This window comes from Pseudomonas sp. PvP001, assembly GCF_040546375.1.
GTDB lineage: Bacteria > Pseudomonadota > Gammaproteobacteria > Pseudomonadales > Pseudomonadaceae > Aquipseudomonas > Aquipseudomonas coleopterorum.
This window is the reverse complement of record NZ_JBEPNQ010000001.1, coordinates 3,428,984-3,449,137: the sequence shown is the minus strand read 5'-3', so window position 1 is coordinate 3,449,137 and position 20,154 is coordinate 3,428,984. Positions and strand designations below refer to the sequence as shown.

The 20,154-nt window shown below is 64.9% G+C and carries 18 protein-coding genes and 2 pseudogenes; 9 read left to right on the top strand and 11 right to left on the bottom strand.

The genetic code is table 11. From position 1 onward, the window contains the following. Window positions 1-34: 34 nt before the first annotated feature. The 3 genes and pseudogenes from guaB to ABMD26_RS15820 all read right to left on the bottom strand — a co-directional run. On the bottom strand, window positions 35-1,504 hold the full coding sequence (guaB, locus tag ABMD26_RS15830) for an IMP dehydrogenase (protein ID WP_049861254.1): 1,470 nt from the start codon (window positions 1,502-1,504) through the stop codon (window positions 35-37). Between the two features lie 83 nt (window positions 1,505-1,587). Beyond that, the gene (locus tag ABMD26_RS15825; RefSeq protein WP_320523061.1) at window positions 1,588-2,145 is read right to left on the bottom strand and encodes a sugar ABC transporter ATPase; all 558 of its coding nucleotides are present in this window, start codon (window positions 2,143-2,145) and stop codon (window positions 1,588-1,590) included. Between the two features lie 53 nt (window positions 2,146-2,198). Continuing rightward, a pseudogene (locus ABMD26_RS15820) lies at window positions 2,199-2,327 on the bottom strand (sulfite exporter TauE/SafE family protein); the annotation flags it as partial. Window positions 2,328-2,699: 372 nt separating this feature from the next. Here ABMD26_RS15820 and yaaA point away from each other — a divergent pair. The 3 genes from yaaA (at window position 2,700) to ABMD26_RS15805 (ending at window position 4,850) form a co-directional block, all read left to right on the top strand. Continuing rightward, on the top strand, window positions 2,700-3,479 hold the full coding sequence (gene yaaA / locus ABMD26_RS15815; protein WP_354310616.1) for a peroxide stress protein YaaA: 780 nt from the start codon (window positions 2,700-2,702) through the stop codon (window positions 3,477-3,479). Window positions 3,480-3,557: 78 nt separating this feature from the next. Next, complete coding sequence (locus ABMD26_RS15810) at window positions 3,558-4,022, top strand: hypothetical protein (protein ID WP_049861250.1); 465 nt, start codon at window positions 3,558-3,560, stop codon at window positions 4,020-4,022. Between the two features lie 15 nt (window positions 4,023-4,037). Continuing rightward, complete coding sequence (locus ABMD26_RS15805; protein WP_354310613.1) at window positions 4,038-4,850, top strand: SDR family oxidoreductase; 813 nt, start codon at window positions 4,038-4,040, stop codon at window positions 4,848-4,850. Between the two features lie 18 nt (window positions 4,851-4,868). On the opposite strand, the gene ABMD26_RS15800 is transcribed toward ABMD26_RS15805, so the two are convergent. From ABMD26_RS15800 to ABMD26_RS15785, 4 genes are read right to left on the bottom strand one after another with little or no spacing between them, the layout of a single operon-like run. Further along, on the bottom strand, window positions 4,869-5,729 hold the full coding sequence (locus tag ABMD26_RS15800; protein ID WP_122742507.1) for an efflux RND transporter periplasmic adaptor subunit: 861 nt from the start codon (window positions 5,727-5,729) through the stop codon (window positions 4,869-4,871). A gap of 10 nt (window positions 5,730-5,739) precedes the next feature. Continuing rightward, entirely contained in the window at window positions 5,740-5,940 is a 201-nt protein-coding gene (locus tag ABMD26_RS15795; RefSeq protein WP_049861247.1) for a DUF1656 domain-containing protein, read from the bottom strand. Further along, window positions 5,930-8,095 (bottom strand): FUSC family protein, encoded by a 2,166-nt coding sequence (locus ABMD26_RS15790; protein ID WP_134723645.1) that lies wholly within the window; start codon window positions 8,093-8,095, stop codon window positions 5,930-5,932. Before ABMD26_RS15790 ends, ABMD26_RS15795 begins: the two co-directional genes overlap by 11 nt. Further along, the gene (locus ABMD26_RS15785; RefSeq protein ID WP_354310610.1) at window positions 8,092-9,594 is read right to left on the bottom strand and encodes an efflux transporter outer membrane subunit; all 1,503 of its coding nucleotides are present in this window, start codon (window positions 9,592-9,594) and stop codon (window positions 8,092-8,094) included. The genes ABMD26_RS15790 and ABMD26_RS15785 overlap by 4 nt, the downstream gene beginning before the upstream one ends. A 177-nt stretch (window positions 9,595-9,771) precedes the next feature. On the opposite strand from ABMD26_RS15785, the gene ABMD26_RS15780 reads away from it, so the two are divergent. Further along, entirely contained in the window at window positions 9,772-10,719 is a 948-nt protein-coding gene (locus ABMD26_RS15780; RefSeq protein WP_049861244.1) for a LysR family transcriptional regulator, read from the top strand. 70 nt (window positions 10,720-10,789) lie between these two features. Beyond that, complete coding sequence (locus ABMD26_RS15775) at window positions 10,790-11,764, top strand: 2-hydroxyacid dehydrogenase (protein WP_354310607.1); 975 nt, start codon at window positions 10,790-10,792, stop codon at window positions 11,762-11,764. Here ABMD26_RS15775 and ABMD26_RS15770 read toward each other — a convergent pair. Then, window positions 11,754-12,703, bottom strand: a pseudogene (locus ABMD26_RS15770) (DMT family transporter). The gene ABMD26_RS15775 and the pseudogene ABMD26_RS15770 sit on opposite strands and share 11 nt — an antisense overlap. Before the next feature lie 134 nt (window positions 12,704-12,837). On the opposite strand from ABMD26_RS15770, the gene ABMD26_RS15765 reads away from it, so the two are divergent. After that, a complete protein-coding gene (locus tag ABMD26_RS15765; RefSeq protein WP_354310605.1) occupies window positions 12,838-13,710 on the top strand; it encodes an AraC family transcriptional regulator in 873 nt (290 codons plus the stop codon). Between the two features lie 35 nt (window positions 13,711-13,745). Here ABMD26_RS15765 and ABMD26_RS15760 read toward each other — a convergent pair whose 3' ends face one another. From ABMD26_RS15760 to ABMD26_RS15750, 3 genes are read right to left on the bottom strand one after another with little or no spacing between them, the layout of a single operon-like run. After that, window positions 13,746-14,072, bottom strand: coding sequence for a DUF3325 domain-containing protein (locus ABMD26_RS15760; RefSeq protein WP_056844168.1), 327 nt, complete (start codon window positions 14,070-14,072; stop codon window positions 13,746-13,748). Further along, window positions 14,072-15,652 (bottom strand): PepSY-associated TM helix domain-containing protein, encoded by a 1,581-nt coding sequence (locus ABMD26_RS15755; RefSeq protein ID WP_354310602.1) that lies wholly within the window; start codon window positions 15,650-15,652, stop codon window positions 14,072-14,074. Before ABMD26_RS15755 ends, ABMD26_RS15760 begins: the two co-directional genes overlap by 1 nt. Continuing rightward, a complete protein-coding gene (locus ABMD26_RS15750) occupies window positions 15,649-15,954 on the bottom strand; it encodes a DUF3649 domain-containing protein (RefSeq protein ID WP_192068792.1) in 306 nt (101 codons plus the stop codon). The genes ABMD26_RS15755 and ABMD26_RS15750 overlap by 4 nt, the downstream gene beginning before the upstream one ends. Window positions 15,955-16,175: 221 nt before the next feature. Between ABMD26_RS15750 and ABMD26_RS15745 the strand changes: the two genes are divergently transcribed. The 3 genes from ABMD26_RS15745 (at window position 16,176) to fecA (ending at window position 20,086) form a co-directional block, all read left to right on the top strand. Further along, on the top strand, window positions 16,176-16,670 hold the full coding sequence (locus ABMD26_RS15745; RefSeq protein WP_320523194.1) for a sigma-70 family RNA polymerase sigma factor: 495 nt from the start codon (window positions 16,176-16,178) through the stop codon (window positions 16,668-16,670). A gap of 11 nt (window positions 16,671-16,681) precedes the next feature. After that, window positions 16,682-17,620, top strand: a complete 939-nt coding sequence (locus ABMD26_RS15740; protein WP_320523068.1) for a FecR domain-containing protein — start codon at window positions 16,682-16,684, stop codon at window positions 17,618-17,620. Window positions 17,621-17,725: 105 nt separating this feature from the next. After that, entirely contained in the window at window positions 17,726-20,086 is a 2,361-nt protein-coding gene (fecA, locus tag ABMD26_RS15735; protein WP_354310599.1) for a TonB-dependent Fe(3+) dicitrate receptor FecA, read from the top strand. Window positions 20,087-20,154: the final 68 nt, after the last annotated feature.

Genomic DNA, 20,154 nt, shown 5'->3' with positions numbered 1-20,154 from the left:
CGCCCGGTACCAGGCGGCAGGCGGGCTACCGGGGTCAGCCCACGCGGTAGTTGGGCGCTTCCTTGGTGATCTGCACGTCGTGGACGTGGGATTCAGCCATGCCGGCGCCGGTGATGCGGACGAACTCGGGCTTGGTACGCATTTCCTGGATGTCGGCGCTGCCGGTGTAACCCATGGAAGAACGCAGGCCACCCATCAACTGATGGATGATCGCCGACAGGCCACCCTTGTAGGCGACACGGCCTTCGATGCCCTCGGGCACGAGCTTCTCGGCACCGGCCGAGGAGTCCTGGAAGTAACGGTCCGAGGAGCCCTGGGCCTGGGACATGGCGCCCAGCGAGCCCATGCCGCGGTAGGCCTTGTAGGAACGGCCCTGGAACAGTTCGATCTCGCCCGGCGCTTCTTCGGTACCGGCGAACATCGAGCCCATCATCACGCAGTAGGCACCGGCGACGATGGCCTTTGACAGGTCCCCGGAGAAGCGGATGCCCCCGTCGGCGATCAACGGCACGCCGGTGCCTTCGAGGGCAGCGGCGACGTTGGCGATGGCGCTGATCTGCGGCACGCCGACACCGGCGACGATCCGGGTGGTGCAGATGGAGCCTGGGCCGATGCCGACCTTGACCGCATCGGCGCCCGCTTCGGCCAGGGCCTTGGCAGCCTCGCCGGTGGCGATGTTGCCACCGATGACCTGGACGTCGGGGAAGTTCTGCTTGACCCAGCGTACGCGGTCGATCACGCCTTTGGAGTGACCGTGGGCGGTGTCGACCACGACCACGTCGACGCCGGCTGCAACCAGGGCGCTGACGCGCTCGCCGGTGTCCTTGCCGGTACCGACGGCCGCGCCGACGCGCAGACGACCTTGGTCATCCTTGCTCGCCAGCGGGTAGGCCTTGGCTTTCTCGATGTCCTTGACGGTCATCATGCCCTTGAGGTGGAACTCGCCGTCGACGATCAGCACTTTCTCGATGCGGTGCTTGTGCAGCAGGTCGCGGACCAGCTCCTTGTCGGCCCCTTCGCGGACGGTGACCAGACGCTCTTTGGGCGTCATCACTTCGCGGACAGGGATTTCCAGGCGGTTTTCGAAGCGCACGTCACGCGAGGTGACGATGCCGACCAGGTTGCCGTCATGCAGCACCGGGACGCCGGAAATGTTGTGCAGGGAGGTCAGTTCGAACAGATCGCGAACGGTGGCATCAGCCTCGATGGTGATCGGGTCCTTGACCACGCCGGCCTCGAACTTCTTGACCTTGCGCACTTCGGCAGCCTGCTGCTCGATGGTCATGTTCTTGTGGATGATCCCGATGCCGCCTTCCTGAGCCATGGCAATGGCGAGGCGGGCTTCGGTCACGGTGTCCATCGCCGCGGAAATCAGCGGGATGTTCAACTCGATGCCGCGGGTCAAACGGGTCTTGAGGCTGACTTCATTGGGCAGTACTTCGGAATAACCGGGCACTAGGAGAATGTCGTCGAAGGTCAGGGCTTCTTGGCTGATACGCAGCATGCGGGGGCTCCCGAGCGGGAAAATGGAAGCGCGCCATTATACCCACACATGCCCCCACAAGAAAGGCAAAGATGGCCTGGCGATCAATTGTCCTGGAACTTCACCAGCACCTGCGCGATCGGCTGGTCGAGCCAGTCGGCGAATTCGGCGATGAACGCTGGCTTGAAGGACGTCTGCCCCCAGTTGTTGAAGATGAACCCCAGGTTGGAGAACGCGCAGGGTTGCAGGAACAGGAAGCCGTTGATGTCGTCCTCATGGCCACACAGGGGGCAGGTGAAGTTGTCGGTGAGGCCGGGCATCCATTCTTCGAGGCTATCGAACAGGGCCTCGCCGACTTCCCGGCGGCATTCCGGGCAGCCGGCCTCGTGCAGGAAGCCATCGATGGGGGTGAAGATGCAGCGGTCGGTGATTACTTCCAGGCCATTGACGGGTTGTCCATAGGGGAGCAGGTCCGGCTGTTCGACGACGTTTCTCGCACCCGGTCCGATGGCGTAGGCCATGCGATTGCCGTTGCGACCGCAGGTGCTCAGTTGTTCCTCGACGATCTCCTTGCGTACCAGCCAGCGCAGGATCGCCCGCGCACGGGGCTCGTGCACCGGCAAGGTGGAGAGGCGCGGAACGAGAATGTTCTGAGTGTTCATGCAAGGGCCCGACGGTGCGCAAAACCGGCAGGATAGCCCCCTGCGGGCGCAGGTCAAGGGTTGAAATAGCGGTACAGCAGCGCCAGGCCGCTGGCCAGCACCAGCCAGGTCACCAGCCGCACGAAAGCCTCGCGGGACATGCGCAGGGTCAGTCGACGCCCGATCCACAGGCCTGCCGCCATGGCCGTGCCGAAGCCGGCGATGCCGAAGACGATGTAGGCGGCAGCGATGGCCAGGAGCATGATGCTCCAGTCGATGAGTGCGTAGTCCATGCGCGGGTTTCCTTTTTTCCGGGCACTGTGGGGGAGCGGGATTGATGGCGTCAATACGGTGGGGGGTTGGGGGGTGTGCCAGAGGGTTCGCGGTGTGGCCGGACGCGGCTTGCGCCGCTGCTACAGAGAAGAGCCGTACGAACGGCACACGCGATCCCCTGTAGCAGCGGCGCGAGCCGCGTCCGGGGTCGCTGCGGTCCATCTGGATGCCCCCACGCTTAAGGGTGGACGAGGTGCCGGCACTGCTCCAGAATTTACCGACGCCCACAGGAGAACCTTTGCATGCTGATGGTGATATCCCCCGCCAAGACCCTGGATTTCGATACCCCCCCGGTCATCCAGCGCTACACCCAGCCTGAGTTTCTCGACCACTCCCAGGTGCTCATCGAACAGCTGCGCGAACTCAGCCCGGCGCAGATTGCCGAGCTCATGCACCTTTCCGACAAGCTGGCCGGACTCAACGCTGCACGCTTCGGCAGCTGGACCCCCGACTTCACGCCCGACAATGCCAAGCAGGCCCTGCTCGCCTTCAAGGGCGACGTCTACACCGGCCTGGATGCAACGACGCTGGATAAAGCCGGTTTCGACTACGCGCAGAAACACCTACGCATGCTGTCGGGACTCTACGGCCTGCTGCGCCCCCTGGACCTGATGCAGCCGTATCGGCTGGAAATGGGCACCAAGCTGGCCAATGCCCGCGGCAAGGACCTGTACGCGTTCTGGGGCGAGCGTATCAGCGAATGGCTCAATCAGGCGCTGGCCGACCAGTGCGACGACGTGCTGTTCAACCTGGCGTCGAACGAGTACTTCTCTGCCGTCAAACGCAAGGCGTTGCAGGCGCGCCTGATCACCGCCGACTTCAAGGACCTGAAGAATGGCCAATACAAGATCATCAGTTTCTACGCCAAGAAAGCCCGCGGCATGATGGCCCGGTTCGTGATCGACGAAAATATCCATGACCCGGCGCAGCTCAAGGGGTTCGACCGTCAGGGCTATCGCTACAGTGCCGACGAGTCGCGGCCCGACCACCTGGTGTTCCTGCGCGATCAGCCCGACGACTGAGCCTGTGCGGGCGTGGTTTTCACAGACACGCGAACGTTCTGTACGATACGCCCCACTTCTTCACCAAGGCTGGCAGTCATGTTAATCGGCATCTTCCTGATCATTTCCTGGGTCATCCTGCTGATCCGCTATCCCTCCAAGGCGCTGCCGATTTCCGGCGCCGCCGTGTTCGCCCTGGCATTGCTCGCGCTGTGGGTCATCATGAGCGACACGCGCGAAGCCCATCGCCTGGCCCGGCTGGAAATGCGCATCACCTTCGATCCGCAAGGCTGCCCCGCCGACCGTCCGTTGCGCCTGAACCTGAACAATGGCAACAACGTCCCCATGGTCGAGCTGCAATGGCAGATCGCGGCCTACGCGCCGGGCCAGACCGCCAACCTGGCAGAAAACCTCTACACCGCTCCCCGCTACCGCGGCCCTGGTGAGCTGCAGGCCGGCGCCGACTGGCAAGACTGCCTGCCGCTGCCACCGCTGCGTCCCGGCTACCGCCCACAGACTCTAGAGTTTCGTGCCGAACGGCTGCAAGGCAGCTTTTCTCGATAACGCAAGGAGCGACGCATGACGCGCGTACTGATCACCGGCTGCTCGTCGGGTATTGGCCTGGCCCTCGCCGGAGCCTTCAAAGATGCCGGTTTCGACGTGATAGCCACCGCGCGCAAGGAGCACGACGTTGCCCGCCTGGCCGCGGCCGGCTTCGATGCCCGCCCGTTGGACGTGAACGATCCGTCTGCGCTGTTGCGTCTGGCCGACGACGTGCCGGAGTTGGATATCCTCATCAACAACGCAGGCTACGGCACCATGGGGCCGCTGCTCGATGGCGGCACCGAGGCCCTGCAACGGCAGTTCCAGACCAACGTGTTTGCGGTGGTGGGCATCACCCGCGCGCTGTTCCCGGCGCTGCGTCGGCGACACGGCCTGGTGGTCAACATCGGCAGCGTCTCCGGTGTGCTGGCGACTCCGTTCGCAGGCGCCTACTGCGCGTCCAAGGCAGCGATCCACGCCATCAGCGATGCTTTGCGCATGGAGCTTGCGCCCTTCGGCATCCGTGTCATGGAGGTGCAACCTGGGGCGATCGGTACGCAGTTCGCCCGCCATGCCAGTGCCGAAGCGGAGCAGGTCATCGGTGAGCATTCGCCCTGGTGGCCGGTTCGCGAATACGTGCGCGCCCGGGCCCGCGCTTCCCAGGATCGCCCTACCCCGGTCGCTGAATTCGCCACGGCGCTGCTCAAGGCCGTGCAGCGCCCCAAGCCGGCTCGCCTGGTACGGCTGGGCAACGGCAGCCGCGCGCTACCGTTACTGGCGATGTGGATGCCCAAGGGGTTGCTGGAGAAAGCCTTGCGTAGAAAGTTCGGGCTGGATCGTCCCCTCTGACAGCAGCGCAAGCGCCGGTCAGGGCAACGTCGGCGTGACGATCACCGTGCACGTCGTGCCCGCTGCCAGCAGCATGCCGTCGGGCACCGGGTCCAGTTGGATGCGCACCGGCACTCGCTGAGCCAGACGCACCCAGTTGAAGGTCGGGTTGACGTCGGCGATCAGCTCGCGGCTCTGCGGGTTGTCGCGGTCATAGATGCCGCGCGAGATGCTTTCCACGTGGCCGGTGAGGGTTTCACCGCTCATCATCTGCAACTGCGCTGGATCCCCCACGTGCACGTGGGGCAGCTTGGTTTCCTCGAAGAAGCCGTAGACCCAGAACGAATGCTCGTCGACCACGGCGAGCTTCGCTTCGCCCACTCGCGCATAGTCGCCGACATGGACGTTGAGGTTGGTGACGTAGCCATCAACGGTGGCAAGCACGCGGGTGCGATCCAGGTTCAGCTGCGCCGCCTCCAGGCGCGCCTCGGCCTGTTGATAGTCGGCCAGGGCCGAGGCCGCGACGTTGCTGGCGTCTTCACGGCTTTCCTTGGAGATCACCAGTTCATCCAGGTCGGCACGGCGACTGGCGTTGACCTTGCGCATTTCCCAGGCAGCCTTGCGCGACGCCACCAGCGCCTGGGCCTGCTTGACGGCCAGACGGTAGTGGGCCGGATCGATCTGCAGCAGCACGTCGCCCTTGCGCACGCGCTGGTTGTCGCGCACCGGCACCGCCGTCACGTAGCCCGAAACATCGGCGGCGACGTTGATGATGTCCGCACGCACGCGCCCGTCGCGGGTCCAGGGCGTCTGCATGTAGTGCACCCATAATTGACGACCGATGAAGATCGCCAGCCCCAGCACCAACAGGGTGGCCAACAGACTGAAAAACTTTTTCATTGCGCGGTTCTCAACGGTAGACAGTCAGCGCCATGGCGCCGAACAGACAGACGAACAGGCTCAGGCGCAGCAGCGCCGGGTGCCAGAAGAAACGGTACAGATCCAGGCTGGCGAACAGCCGATCGAAGGCCCAGGCGATACCGGCGGCGACCACGAACAACAGGGTCATGGTCGGCATGTACAGGCCATGGAAAGCGATTTCACGGGGCATGGTCGGCTCCTGGAGCGGCCAGTTCGGCGAGTGGCGATTGCGGGTCCAGCAACGAACTGCGGATGAAGTGCAGGTAGCTCTGGACTCGGCGCAGTGCCGAGGTGTCGAAATGTCGGGCGAAGGGTTCATCGGTGTTCCGGACCAGGTGAATGGCCTGTTCGACCGCCGCCATGGCACGCTGCAGATTGCCCTCCTGGGGCTGGATGAACAGGCGCATCAGCGCGCGCCCCATGACCCGGATCGACTGACGCCAGGGCTGCCAGGGGGCGTAGGCCGGATGCACCGGCAAGCGCTCCTGCTCGCGGCGCAGTTCGATGATCGCGTGCCCCACCTCCATGACCACGAACATCCAGCGCAGCAGGTTGCGCTGCACCTGTGGCTGTCCGGCTGCCAAACCGTACGCCTGGTGCAGCAGGTCGCGGCTGCGGCTCTCGAAGGCCGAACCCAGGCCGCGCAGCTTGCCGCTGATGGCGAACACCACCAGGGAACGCAGGTCCTGCTCCAGGCGCTGCCACATCCAGCGACTGTTGGGCGGCAGGATGATCGCCCCGGCGGCGGCGCAGAACAGCATGCCCACAACCATGCCGATGTAGTCGTTGATGAACGCATACGGATCGTATTGGGTCAGGTTGCCGGGCACCGAGCCCATGGAGAAGAAGATCAGCAGGCCCAGCCCGTAACCGACGAAGCGCGGCCGCGAGGCAAGAAAGGCGCCCAGCGTCAGCACCGGCGCAAGCGTCAGGCACAGCAGCGCGAAACCGTCGATCCAGGGCAATACGAAGAATGTCGTGTAGAAGCCGACCAGCGCCCCGAGCAAGGTGCCGCAAGCCATCTGAAACGACATCCGCCGAGGGTTCGGCGAGGCGGCCGACAAGCCGACGGTGGCGGCGGCGACCAAGGTCATGGTCGCCCCGCTGGGCCAGGCCGTGGCGATCCAATAGCTGCCCAGCAGCAGCAACACCACCGCACCGCGAATGCCGGCGGCGGCACTGGCCAGCCAGTTGGTCTGTGAACGATACGGCTCGTCCCAGCGCTCGCGAGCATGCCGATGTTCGACCAGCGAGGCGTGAGTCTGGGCATAGCTGTGCAGCTCTTCGACAAAGCGATAGAGCAACTCGAACGCGGTATGGAAATCCAGCAGGTCTTCATCGTCGGGGCCGTTGTGTTCGAACACCTCGCGCAGGCTGCGCACCTGGGCCGGCAGCGCGTCCTTGTACAAGGCCATGCGCTGAGCCAGGCGCGCGGCATCGGCGTCGGTCAGGGCCTGCCCGGAAAAATCGTCCAGTACCTGCGCCAGTGCCTGCAATGCTGGCTCGATGGCGGTCACGACGTCACCATGGCCACGCGCGCGGATACGTTCGAGCAACTGGTGCAGTGCATTGAAACGGGTGGTCACGGCCATGAACTCACTGTTCAGACGGCTGACCCGACCGTTGCGCCGACGCATGTGCGGGTCTTCGAAGGCGGTCACGCTGCGCAGGCTCTCCAGGCCCACGGCCTCGGCGATGAAGCGCACGTTGCCGGCTTCGAACTGCTCGCGGGCGCTGTGCCCGCGCAGGCCGTCGGTGACGAATCGGGCGAAGACGGCAAAGCGTTGATACAAGGCATTGCGCATCGACGCGCTGGCGGACTGTGGAAAAATCGCCGCGCTGACTGCTGTGGAAACCAGAATGCCCAGGGCAATCTCCAGCACCCGCCAGACTGCTGCCATGAAGGCATCGTCCGGGTGGGCCAGCGCCGGCAGACCGACCATCGCCGCCGTGTACCCAGCCAGGACGAAGCCGTAGGCGCGGAAGTTGCGGCAGCGCATGGCGCCGGTCGAGCACAGGCCGACCCACAGTGCCAGGCTGGGCAGGAACAGCTCGGTGTTCTGGGCGAACAGCGCGATCAATACCACCGTGACCGCCGAGCCCGCCAGGGTACCCAGCAGACGGTAGAAACTTTTCGCGAAGACATGCCCGCTTTGCAGCTGCATGACGATGAACACGGTGATCATCGCCGTGCGCGGTTGCGGCAGCTCCAGGCGCATGGCCAGCCACAGTGTGGTGAACGCGGCCAGCAACACCTTGAAGATGTAGATCCAGGTGACGCCATCACTGCGTGCCCACTCGAAGAAACCTCGGCGCCATTGCAGGCGGCCCAGCCAGGTGATCATCGATCGATCACCGCCAGTGGTTTGGGTGGGTGCAGACGTTCGGCATCAGGGGCGTCGGCACCTGCGCCCAGACCGCCGCCCAATGCCGTGACCAATTGTGCATGGACCGCCAGTCGCGCGGCCTGCACCTGTTGCTCGACCTGTTGCTGGCGCAACAGCAGGGTCTGGGCGTTGAGCACCTCAAGATAGCCGGTCAGGCCCCGCTGGTAAGCGATCAGGGCAATGTCGTAGCTGTGCTGCGCTGCGGCCACCGATTCGTCGGCGAAGGCCTGCTGCTTGTCCATCGAGGCACGACGGATCAGTTCATCGGAGATTTGCCTGAGCGCTTCCAACAGAGTCTGGTTGTAGCGCGCCACGGCCAGATCGTAGCCGGCCGAGGCGTCGCTCAGCTGCGCGCGCAACCGGCCGCCATCGAAGATAGGCAGGCTCAGGGCGGGCCCGACGTTGTAGGCCAGCTTGCGTCCGGCCAGAAATTCGAGCATGCCGCCGCCGGTGGCCAGGTAGCTCAGGCTGCCGACCAGGTCCACGTTGGGATAGAAGCCGGCATGAGCGACTTCGATACCCCGAGCGTTCGCGGCCACCGCCCAGCGACTGGCGACCACGTCCGGCCGCTGGCCCAGCAATTGCGCCGGCAGCGTGGACGGCAGGCCGAGCGGGGCCTGCAGGGACAGGCTCGGGCGCTGGAGTTGGCTAGCCTGCCCCGGCCCTTTGCCAGCCAGGGCCGCCAGCTGGTTTTGCGCCAGGGCAATCTCTTCGTCCAGGGCATCGACCTGCCGATGCGTCTCGGGCAACAGGGCCTCGGCCTGGCTGACTTCCAGGTGCGTCCCGAGGCCACCGTGCAGGCGCCGTTGCGCCAGTTCCAGGATCTGCTCCTGCTGCGCCAGCGTGCGCTGCACGATGTCGCGTTGGGCGTAGTGCAACGACAGCTGGATGTACACCTGCACCACGTTGTTGACCAACTCCAACTGGGCCTGGCGCGCCTGGGCGGCGCTCATGTGGGCCAGGTCGAGGGCCTGCTCGCTGGCGCTACGTTCGCGCCCCCACAGATCCAGGGCATAGGTGAAGCCCAGGCCGGCAGTGTTGTCCCAGGTGGTCTGCCCGGACAGGTCGCCCGGCCCGTAGAAAGGATCAGCCGGCCAGTTGTGGCGTTTCAGCGCGGCGCTGGCGTCGATGTGCAGCGACTCGGCGGACTCCGCCACACCCGCCAGCGCCTTGGCCTGGCGCACCCGTGCGGCGGCGATGGCCATGCTCGGACTGCCCAGCAAGGCCAGGTTGACCCAATCATCGAGTTGCCGGTCGCCATAGGCGCGCCACCATTGGCTCTGCGGCCATTGCGCGTCATGGGCGGCGGTTTGAATGGCGGCATCGGTGACCAGCGCATCGGCCGATAGCGTTTCGCTGCGAGGGGCGATACCGGCGGTGCCGATGCAGCCGGTCAAGGCCAGGGTAAAGGTCCAGACACTGAGGATTTTCAGCTCTTCGATGAGGCGGCGGGGCACTGCGGCGATTTCCGGGAGAGGTCGAACTGCGGAGGGGTCTGGACCGGCATTCTAGGGCCGCTTCGGGGCGCCGATAAGCTGGATTTCCTGCGATTCTTTATTACCGAACCGGTGATAATCCTTCTGTATAATTGTGGTTTCATGCGACAATTTGTCCGTCGAACCAGAGAACGAATCATGGACACCTTGCAAAACATGCGTGCGTTCACCTGCGTGGCCGAAGCGGGCAGTTTCACCGCCGCCGCCGCACAACTGGACACTACCACCGCCAACGTATCGCGCGCAGTGTCCAACCTCGAAGCACACCTGCAAACCCGCCTGCTCAACCGCACGACCCGACGCATCGCCCTGACCGAAGCCGGCAAACGCTACCTGGTGCGCTGCGAGCAGATCCTGACCTATGTCGCCGAAGCCGAAGCCGAAGCCAGCGACGCCCATGCACGGCCTTCGGGGCAGTTGAAAGTGCACACCATGACCGGCATCGGCCAGCACTTCGTGATCGACGCCATCGCGCGCTACCGGCGCACTCATCCGGACGTGACCTTCGACCTGACCCTGGCCAACCGCGTGCCTGACCTGCTCGACGAAGGCTATGACGTGTCCATCGTCCTGGCCAGTGAGCTGCCGGACTCCGGGTTCGTGTCGCAACGCCTGGGCATCACCTACAGCATCGTCTGCGCCTCTCCCGAATACGTGAAGGCGAACGGCTCGGCGCGCACGCCCGGCGATCTGCGCGAACATGCCTGCCTGCGCCTGGTGAGCCCGGTGGTGCAGCTGGAAAAATGGCTGTTCCAGGGTCCCGATGGCCAGGAGATGGTCAACATCAGCAACGCGCCGTTCCAGGTCAATTCGGCCGACGCCATGAAGACCGCCATCAGCAGTGGCATGGGCGTGGGCGTATTGCCCATCTACGCGGCCATCGACGGCCTGCGCAACGGCACCCTGGTACGCATGCTGCCCGAGTACCGCCTGCAGGAGCTGAACCTGTACGCCATCTACCCGTCCAGGCAGTACCTGGACGCGAAGATCAAGACCTGGGTGGAATACCTGCGCGGTTCGCTGCCCGACATCCTCGCGGCCCACGACGCCGACCTGCAGACCTTCGACCTGCAGATCGCCAACTGAAGCGGGATTGTTTCTGCTCGATCGGGAATGTTAGCGTGCTCACATTCACCTCCCGACGAGCACAACCCCAATGAAAAAAACCGTCCTCGCGTTCAGCCGCATTTCCCCCGCCATGGTCGAGCGGCTCGAAGCCCATTTCGACGTCATCGTGCCCAACCCCAAGGCCGGTGACATCGCCGCCCAATTCAACGAAGCCCTGCCCAAGGCCCATGGCCTGATCGGCGCCGGTCGGCCGCTGGGCCGCAAGCAACTGGCCGATGCCGCCCTGCTGGAAGTGGTCTCCAGCGTTTCGGTGGGTTACGACAACTACGACGTCGGCTACTTCAACGAACGCGGCATCATGCTCACCAATACGCCCGACGTGCTGACCCAGAGCACGGCCGACCTAGCCTTCGCGCTGATCATGAGCAGCGCGCGACGCGTGGCCGAACTGGATGCCTGGACCAAGGCCGGCAACTGGAAAGTCAGTGTCGGTGCCGACCTGTTCGGCACCGATGTATACGGCAAGACCCTGGGCATCGTCGGCCTGGGCAATATCGGCGCTGCCGTGGCGCGCCGCGGCCACCTCGGCTTCGACATGCCCGTCCTGTACAGCGGCAACAGCCGCAAGCCCGACCTCGAACAAGAGCTGAACGCGCAGTTTCGCAGCCTCGAGCAACTGCTGGCCGAAGCCGATTTCGTCTGCCTGGTGGTGCCACTCAGCGACAAGACCCGGCACATGATCGGCGCGGCCGAGCTGGCGCAGATGAAGAAGAGCGCCATTCTGGTGAACATCTCTCGCGGACCGGTGGTCGACGAAGCGGCACTGGTGCAAGCCCTGCGCGACGGCACCCTGCGCGGCGCCGGCCTGGATGTCTACGAGAAGGAACCCCTGGCCGAATCGCCCTTGTTCGAGCTGGGCAACGTCGTGACCCTGCCGCACATCGGCTCGGCCACGGCGCAGACTCGTGACGCCATGGCGTATCGCGCCATCGACAACCTGACCGCCGCCTTGCTCGGCAAGCGCCCTCAGGACCTGGTCAATCCGCAGACCTTCAAGGGCTAGTCAGTACCCGTACCTGGGTACCGTGAACCTGAGCGCCCTGCGTCGCCATCGGCGCAGGCGTCGCAGGTCTGCTGCCCTTGCGGAACACCAGCACGTTGCCCAGCATCACCAGCACCAGCCCGCCGAGCGCCTGCGCGGTCCATTGATAGCCTTCCGCATACGCCGAGACATTCAACGCCACCACGGGGAACAGCACCGTGCAGTAGGCGGCGCGGTCGGCGCCCATGCGCCCTACCAGCGTCAGGTAGGCCGTGAAGCCGATCACCGAACCGGGTATCACCAGGTACAGCAGCGAGCCGACGTAGCGCAGGCTCCACTCCATGCCGAAGGGTGTACCTCGCAGCAGACAATAGCCGGTGAGAGCAGCAGAGCGCCATACAGCATGCCCCAGGCGTTGGTGGTCAAGGGCCGCAGCCCGGCCTTCTGCTGCACGCTGGAGAGCATGTTGCCCGCCGAGAAACACAGCGTACCCAGCAGCCCCAACCCCAGGCCGAGCAAGGTCTGCGGGCTGGCGTCGTGAGCCGAGAGCTCGGGCCAGAACAACAGACCCAGACCGAGAAAGCCCAAAGCCCCTGCACCGATGACGTTAGCGGTGATCCGCTGGCCGAAAAAGATCCGTGCGTTGAGCGCATTCCACAAGCTGGCCGTGGAAAACACCACCGCCAGCAGCCCAGTGGGGATCCATTGGCTGGCGGTGAGAAAACACATGAAGTTCACGCAGAACAGGCACAGCCCCTGCGCCACGCAGATGAGATGGCCACGGCGGTTCATCACTTGCAGCCGCCGCGTGGCCAGCAGGATCGCGAACAGCACCAGCGCGGCCAGGCCGAAGCGATAGACGATGGACACGGGAATCTCGACCACGCCCAGTTGCAGCTTGAGCGCAATCCAGGTCGTTCCCCAGATCAAGACGGTAAGCAGATACAGCGAAAGATTCATGGCGATGCCCTCCTGGGTCAGAGGCGCATTGTCCGAGCGGCGGACGCTGACGGCTTGCACAAACTTGCGCTTTTTCCGTCACCGTACTGGCGGCCCGTGCGCGACGCAGTACCATGGGCACGGGGGTATCGATCATGACGGCTTTGCTGAACCTGCAAGTGTTCCAGGCGCTACACAACTCGCGCCACGCGCGCCTCGAGCACAGCGCCGAGCTGGGCGATTCGATGGTGGCCGCGTTGTGGCGCAACCACCACGACGCCCAGGAATATCAGGCGCCGACCCATCACACCTTGTCCTGCTACATCGGCGGCGGCACGGGCACCTTTCGCCGCGATCGACCGTGGGAGAAAGGCGCGCCCGGCAAGCAGTGCATCCTGCCCGCCGGACATGAGTCGGCGTGGGTCATCAACGGCGACATTCGTCTCGCCCATCTGTATTTCAGCGCAGAACAGTTCGCGCTGGGCTGCGTGACCCTGCTGGACCGCGAGCCGCGGGAAATGCAGCTGCGGGAGAACACGTTCCTGGAAGATCCGGCGCAGGCGCAGCGTTTTGCACGCTTGATCGCGCTCAACTGGACCGAGCCGGGCGAGCGTGTGCTGACCAGCACCTTGGCCCATGAAATGCTCGCCCATGCCCTGCTCAGCCAAGTGTCCGCGCGTCCGCAGCTACGACTCAAGGGCGGACTGGCACCTCATCAGCGGCGCCTGCTGCGTGACTTCATCGAAGCGCAGCTGGCCGAGCCGCTGAGCCTGGGCCAACTGGCGGCCTTTTGCAGCTTGTCCGAGTACCACTTCGCGCGGATGTTTCGCACCAGCTTCGGCTTGCCACCGCACCAGTACGTGCTGGCTCGGCGGATCGCTCGTGCCCGCTCGCTGCTGCGCCACACCCCGCTGCCATTGGGTGAGGTGGGACTGGCCTGTGGCTTCGCCAGTGCCAGCCATTTCAGCAACCGATTTCGCCAGGCAGGCGGGGTGTCGCCGGGCGAGTATCGCTTGGCCTTCACCTGACGGCAGCGCCAAAACGCAGTGTCGAACAGCGGACGCTACCAGCGCGCAACAGCCGCCAGTAGTCCCAGCAGCAGACCCGCCGCAGCCAGTACCAGCGCCCAGCGGGGCCGGTACGGCAGCAACCACACCAGAAACACCGCGCTGCCCATCAACACCGCCGTCCAGCGCACCAGCCCCATCGCCCAGCCAGCGCTGAGCACCGAGACCCACAGCGACAGAGCCAGCAGCGCCCAACCCGCGACCCGCAGCTGCACCTTGCGCGACGGGCTGGGCCGACGCCCGAGCATTTCCTGGTGATGGCGCTCCATGGCCAGGCACAAGGCACTGAAACCGGCATAACTGAGCAGGCCTGCTGCCAACATCAGTGCACCTCGCTGGGCATGGACGCACGCGTACGTGCCGCGCGTGCGATCGGCGACGCTGCCAGAGCTGTGCGACGCCGGATTTTCATGGCCACCCAGGCCAGCACCAGACCGCACCCCAGGGCACTGAGATCGACGCCGGCCAGTACCCAGTCGCCCGCAGCGATGGACGTCGGCAGGCCATGGTCGGTGGTCACCAGGCTCAACAACGGCAACCCTACCAAGGCACCGGCGGCAAGGCCCAATTGCTCGATCCAGGCCTTGCTGCCACTGCGCACAGCGGCATGCACGATGCTCAGCAGCCAAACGATGAAGAAGCTGTCGACCTCGATACCGGCACGCTCCGGATAGGTCGCCGGTAGCAGCCGGTTGGCCCACAGGAAACCTGCGACCGCCAACACCAGTCCCGCCATGCTGGCGACGTTCAACACTTCCACAAGGCGTAGTTCGAAGGGCCGCACACCGCTACGGGCGTGCTTGAGCTGACGCTTGCCCAACCACATGACCAGCCCCGTGCCGATCAGCAACGTACTGCCCAGGCCGCAGAAGAAATACAGCCAGCGCAACACGGGCCCGGCGAACAGGCCCATGTGCAGGCCATAGAACGTGCCCGCCACGACCATCGGCGTGGCGCTGTCGCGCGGCAGTTCAAGTACCGCACCCGTGGCGCCGGCGAAGGTGATCGCCGCACCCGCGTCACGGCTCACGGTATCACCCTCATGACGGCTGAATTGGACCTGGGCATTGGCATCGCCCGGCAGTTGCACCGCGACGCGGCCGATCCGGCCTCCAGGCCATTGCTGCGAAGCACGCTCGTACAGCACGCTCAGATCCACCAGCGGCGCGGGCTGCCCCGCGGCGGCCAACCGCTGATTGCCGGGATAGATTTCGTTGAAGAACGCCTGGGTATCGCCATCGTAGCGGCTGACGATGCTCGCTGGCATGAGCATGGTCATGAAGATCACCAGGCTGCTGTAGGTGATCATCAGGTGAAAGGGCAGCACCAGCACGCCGATTGCGTTGTGCCCGTCGAGCCAGGAACGCGCGCCTTTGCCGGGACGAAAGGTGAAGAACTCCTTGAATATCTTCTTGTGGGTGATGATCCCGGTGACCAGCGTCACCAGCATGACCATCGCCGCCAGGCTGCTCAGCCAGCGCCCCCAGGGATAGCCCATCTGCAGTTGGTAGTGGAAGCGGTAGAAGAAGTCGCCGCCGCGGCTGTCGCGTGCCTCGACGCGCTGGCCGGTCTGCGGGTCCAGCGTATGACGGGTGAAGGCACCGCGCCCGCTCTTGTTCGGATCCTGCCACATGACCGAGAGCGCGGGCTCGCGCGCATCCGGCAGGCTGATGAACCAGCGTGGCGACTGCCCGGCGTTGGCCTGCAGGTAGGCCTGCGCCTGCGCCAGGCTGGCACGGGCATCGACCGCGCGCACCGGTACTTCGGGCTGGGCCCAGTGGCTGATCTCGTCCTTGAAATAGGACAGGGTCCCGGTCAGGAAGATGGCGAACAGCAGCCAGCCGAACACCAGCCCCGCCCAGGTATGCAGCCACGCCATCGCCTGGCGAAAGCCCTCTCTCACGGCAGATGCTGCCAGTGCAGAAGCGCTGCCAGCGCGGCCAGGACGAGACCTGGCTTGGCCAGGCCGATCCAGGCCCGGCTGGCGCTGTGCGAGGCGAAGCACCAGAGCACGGCCACCAGGTACACCAGGAACGACAGCATCATGGCACTGACCACGGCTTCGCCGCGCGCCATGGGCAGGAGCCAGGCAATGCAGACGCTCGCCAGGGCCGCCAGCACGTAACCGCCAAAGACGGCAGCGATGACACGGGAGGCCACGGCCCAACGATACGAGGTCGACACCCCGCCGATTCTGCTTCTCATGAATGACCTTCGAACGTACGGATGCATCGCGCAATCGCGCTGATAATAATGATAAATATTCTCATGCGCAAAGTTCGCTGGCATTTATCGTGCAATGCAACGCTTTTCCAGGCCCGTGCAGTGCGTGCTGGCTTGCCCAACTACCGGCACATCCGTAAGATACGAACAATTCTCTATTCTGCTGCGCACCCCATGGCGCCGGAGTGTTCGCGGTGACCGCTGTGACTTCCCCTGCCTCGCAATCGGTCGAGGGTCTCTACCTCGTTCATCGCCGCTGGCTGACCGAATGGCTGCGCAGCCGCCTGGGCTGTCCGGACAATGCCGCCGACCTTGCCCAGGACACCTTCATGCGCCTGTTGACCGCGCGTGAAGTCACGCCCATCCGCGAGCCCCGCGCCTTTCTCACTACAGTCGCCAAGCGTGTGCTGTTCAATCACTACCGCCGTCAGGATCTGGAGCGTGCCTATCTGGAAGCCCTGAGCCAGATGCCAGAGCCGTTCGCGCCCAGCGAAGAGCACCGAGCGATCATCCTGCAGACCCTGCTGGAGCTGGATGCGCTCCTCGATGGCCTGCCGGTGCTGGTCAAGCGCGCCTTTCTGCTGGCGCAGGTCGATGGCCTGGGCTACCAGGACATCGCCGACGAACTCGGCATTTCCCTGGCCACGGTCAAGCGCTACCTGCACAAGGCAGCCATGCGCTGCTACTTCGCACTGTGAACGAGGCGCGCATGTTTTCCCCACACGTGGCCGAGCAGGCCGTGCAATGGTGGCTTGAACTGCAGGAGGGGGCGCTCGACCCGCGGCAGCAGCAGGCGTGGCAGCGATGGCTGCACGCCGACGGCGAACACCGCCGCGCCTGGGAGCACATCCAAAAGGTCAATCAACAGTTTGCCGGCCTGCCCGGTCCCTTGGCGCAGGCCACCGTGGGCTCGCCCTACTCGCCAGGCCGTCGGCGCGCACTCAAGACGCTCCTCCTGCTCGGGATGGCTGGGGCAACCACCCTGGCCCTGCGTCAACAGCATTGGCTGCCGCCGCTGGTGGCCGACTATCGCAGCCCGCTGGGCCAGCGTCGCCAGCTGCAGCTGGACGACGGCAGCCGAATCAACCTCAACACCACCAGTGCGGTGGACGTACGCTTCGACGCAGGTCAGCGCCTGATCCACCTGCTCGAAGGCGAAATCATGCTCACCGCAGGGGCCGATGCACGGCCCTTGCGCATCAGCACCGATCAGGGGCTGGTGACCGCTGACCGCGCGCAGGTCAACGTTCGCCAGTTGCCGGGCAGCACCCAGGTGCAGGCCTTGCGGGGTGCGGTCGCCATTGAGCCCACAGGGTTGCAGGGCGGTCCGCTGCGCCTGGCCGGCGGCCAGCAGGTCGAGTTCGATCGCCAACGTTTCAATGCCGCGCGGCCACTGGACGCCAACAGCGGTGCGTGGGTCGACGGCATGCTGATCGCCGCGCACATGCGCCTGGGCGACTTCCTGGCCGAAGTGGGCCGCTATCGCCGTGGCCAACTGGACTGCGATACCTCGGTGGCCAACCTGTTGCTGTCGGGCAGTTTCCCCTTGGGCGACACCGAGAAGATTCTCGATTCACTGGAGGCCGCATTGCCGGTGAAAGTCCGCCGCTTCACCCGCTATTGGGTCACGGTGCAAGCCCGCGTCTAGTCACCCTTACGCTGCCGAAAGTTTTTTACATCTTTCGTGAGCCGTTTTGCCTTGGTCGCGTGACAGACAGGGTAACTCTCCCAACATTCTGCCTGGAAACGCCGCATGTCCAACCTGCCCACCCCGCTCGCCCGCGCCCTGCGCTGCCTGTTGCTCGGCACTGCCGTAAGCGTTGCTCAACTGCCGCACGCCCTGGCCGCCGACGGCACCACTCGCGAGTACCAGATCGCGCCCGCCTCGGTCGAAAGCGCAGTCACCCAGTTCGGCCGTCAGGCCGGCGTACTGATCTCGTTCGGCTCGACCACCCTGGCAGACCAGCCCAGCCCTGGCCTGCAAGGCGCGTACACCGTAGAACAGGGATTGGCGAAGTTGCTCGAAGGCACGGGCTTGCAGGCGCGCGCTCTGGGTGACGGTGCCTACAGCCTGGAGCCTGCTTCACTGGCACAACCCGGCAGTCCCGGTGCCGCCGTCGAGCTGGGCGCCTCGAGCGTGGTGGGCGACTGGCTCGGCGCCGCCGAGCAGACCAACGTCTTCGAACACCCCGGCGCGCGCGACGTCGTGCGTCGCGAAGACTTCGAACGCACCGGTGCCACCAGCGCGCGTGAGGTTCTCAACCGCATACCGGGGGTCAACGCGCCGCAGAACAACGGCACGGGCAGCCATGACATGGCGATGAACTTCGGTATCCGTGGACTCAACCCACGGCTGGCGACCCGCTCCACGGTGTTGATGGACGGCATCCCGGTGCCGTTTGCGCCCTATGGCCAGCCGCAGCTGTCGTTCGCACCGGTCAGCATGGGCAACATGGACGCCGTCGACGTGGTCCGCGGTGGCGGCGCCGTGCGCTATGGCCCGCAGAACGTCGGTGGCATCGTCAACTTCGTGACCCGTGCCATTCCCGATGCTCCGACCGTGAAAGGGGGTTTCCAGACCCAGGTCAGCCCCTCGTCGAGCCGGGACGGCTTGAAGACCACGGGCAACCTGTTGGCAGGTGGCACCGCCGACAACGGCTTGGGCGGCGCCCTCCTCTACTCCGGCGTGCGCGGCAGTGACTGGCGCGAACACAGCGATACCCAGATCGACGACCTGATCCTCAAGGGCAAGTACCAGATCGACGAAGCCAACAGCCTCAATGCCGAGGCCCAGTACTACGAAGGTGAAGCCGACATGCCCGGCGGCCTCAGCGCCGCCGACTACAAGGCAGACCCTTACCAGTCGACCCGCCGCTACGACAAGTTCTGGGGCCGGCGCACCATGGTCAATTTCGGCTATCGCTATCAGGAAGATCGCCGCGAGTTCACCGCCAACACCTTCTTCACCAAGACCCTGCGCAGTGGCTACCTGGACCAGGGCAATTTCCTCTCGCTGTCGCCTCGCGAGTATTGGGTACGGGGTGTGGAAACACGCTTCTCCCAAGGCTTCGATCTGGGCCAGACCCAGCACGAGATGAGCGTGGGCTACCGCTACATAAGCGAGGCGGGCCACGAGTTGCGCTACCGCACACCGATCAGCGCCAACCAGCAACTGCCGAGCACCGACAGCCGCAACGACCGCGACACCCGCGGCGGCACCCAGGCTCACGCGCTCTACATCGACGATCGTATCGACATCGGCCGCTGGACGTTCACACCGGGCATCCGCTACGAGATGATCGACTCGCAGCAGACCAACAACCTGAGCAACGTCAAATACCAGGGCGACTACACCACCGCCCTGCCGGCGCTGAACGTGCTCTACCACGTCAACGAAAACTGGAACCTGTACGCCAACACCGAAGGCTCGTTCGGCAGCGTGCAATACAGCCAGATGCCCAACCGCGTGACCGGCGGCGAAGTGAAACCGGAAAAGGCCCGTACCTGGGAGCTGGGGACACGCTACGACAACGGCAACCTGCGTGCGGAAATCGGCGCGTTCCTGATCAACTTCGACAACCAGTACGACAGCAACCAGACCAACGACACCGTGATCGCCCGTGGCGAAACCCGGCATCAGGGCATCGAGACCAGCATCAATTACGCCCTGGACGACCTGAGCCCGGCCCTGGCCGGCTTCGACGTCCACGCCAGCTACGCGTTCGTGGATGCGACCATCCGCGAAGATGGGCCGAACAAGGGTAACCGCGTACCGTTTTCCTCACGCCACAAGGGCACCCTGGGCATCGGTTACACTCAAGGCCCCTGGAAGCTCGACCTGGACAGCACCTACCAGAGCAGCCAGTTCGCCGACAACGCCAACACCCAGGCCGAAAGCGCCGATGGCAGCACCGGACGCATTCCCGGCTACATGCTCTTCAGCAGCCGCGCCGGCTACGACTTCGGGCCGCAGCTGTCCGACCTCAACGTGGCGGTGGGTGTGAAGAACATCTTCAACCACCAGTACTACACCCGCTCCTTCGACGACAACAACAAGGGCAAATATGTGGGTGAGCCGCGCACTGTCTACGTGCAGACCTCGGTCGCGTTCTGACGCCGTCGGCCAGCTCCTGCTGCAGGTGCATCCCCTGCTGCAGCGGGACGCGGGCCGTGTCCGCAGGA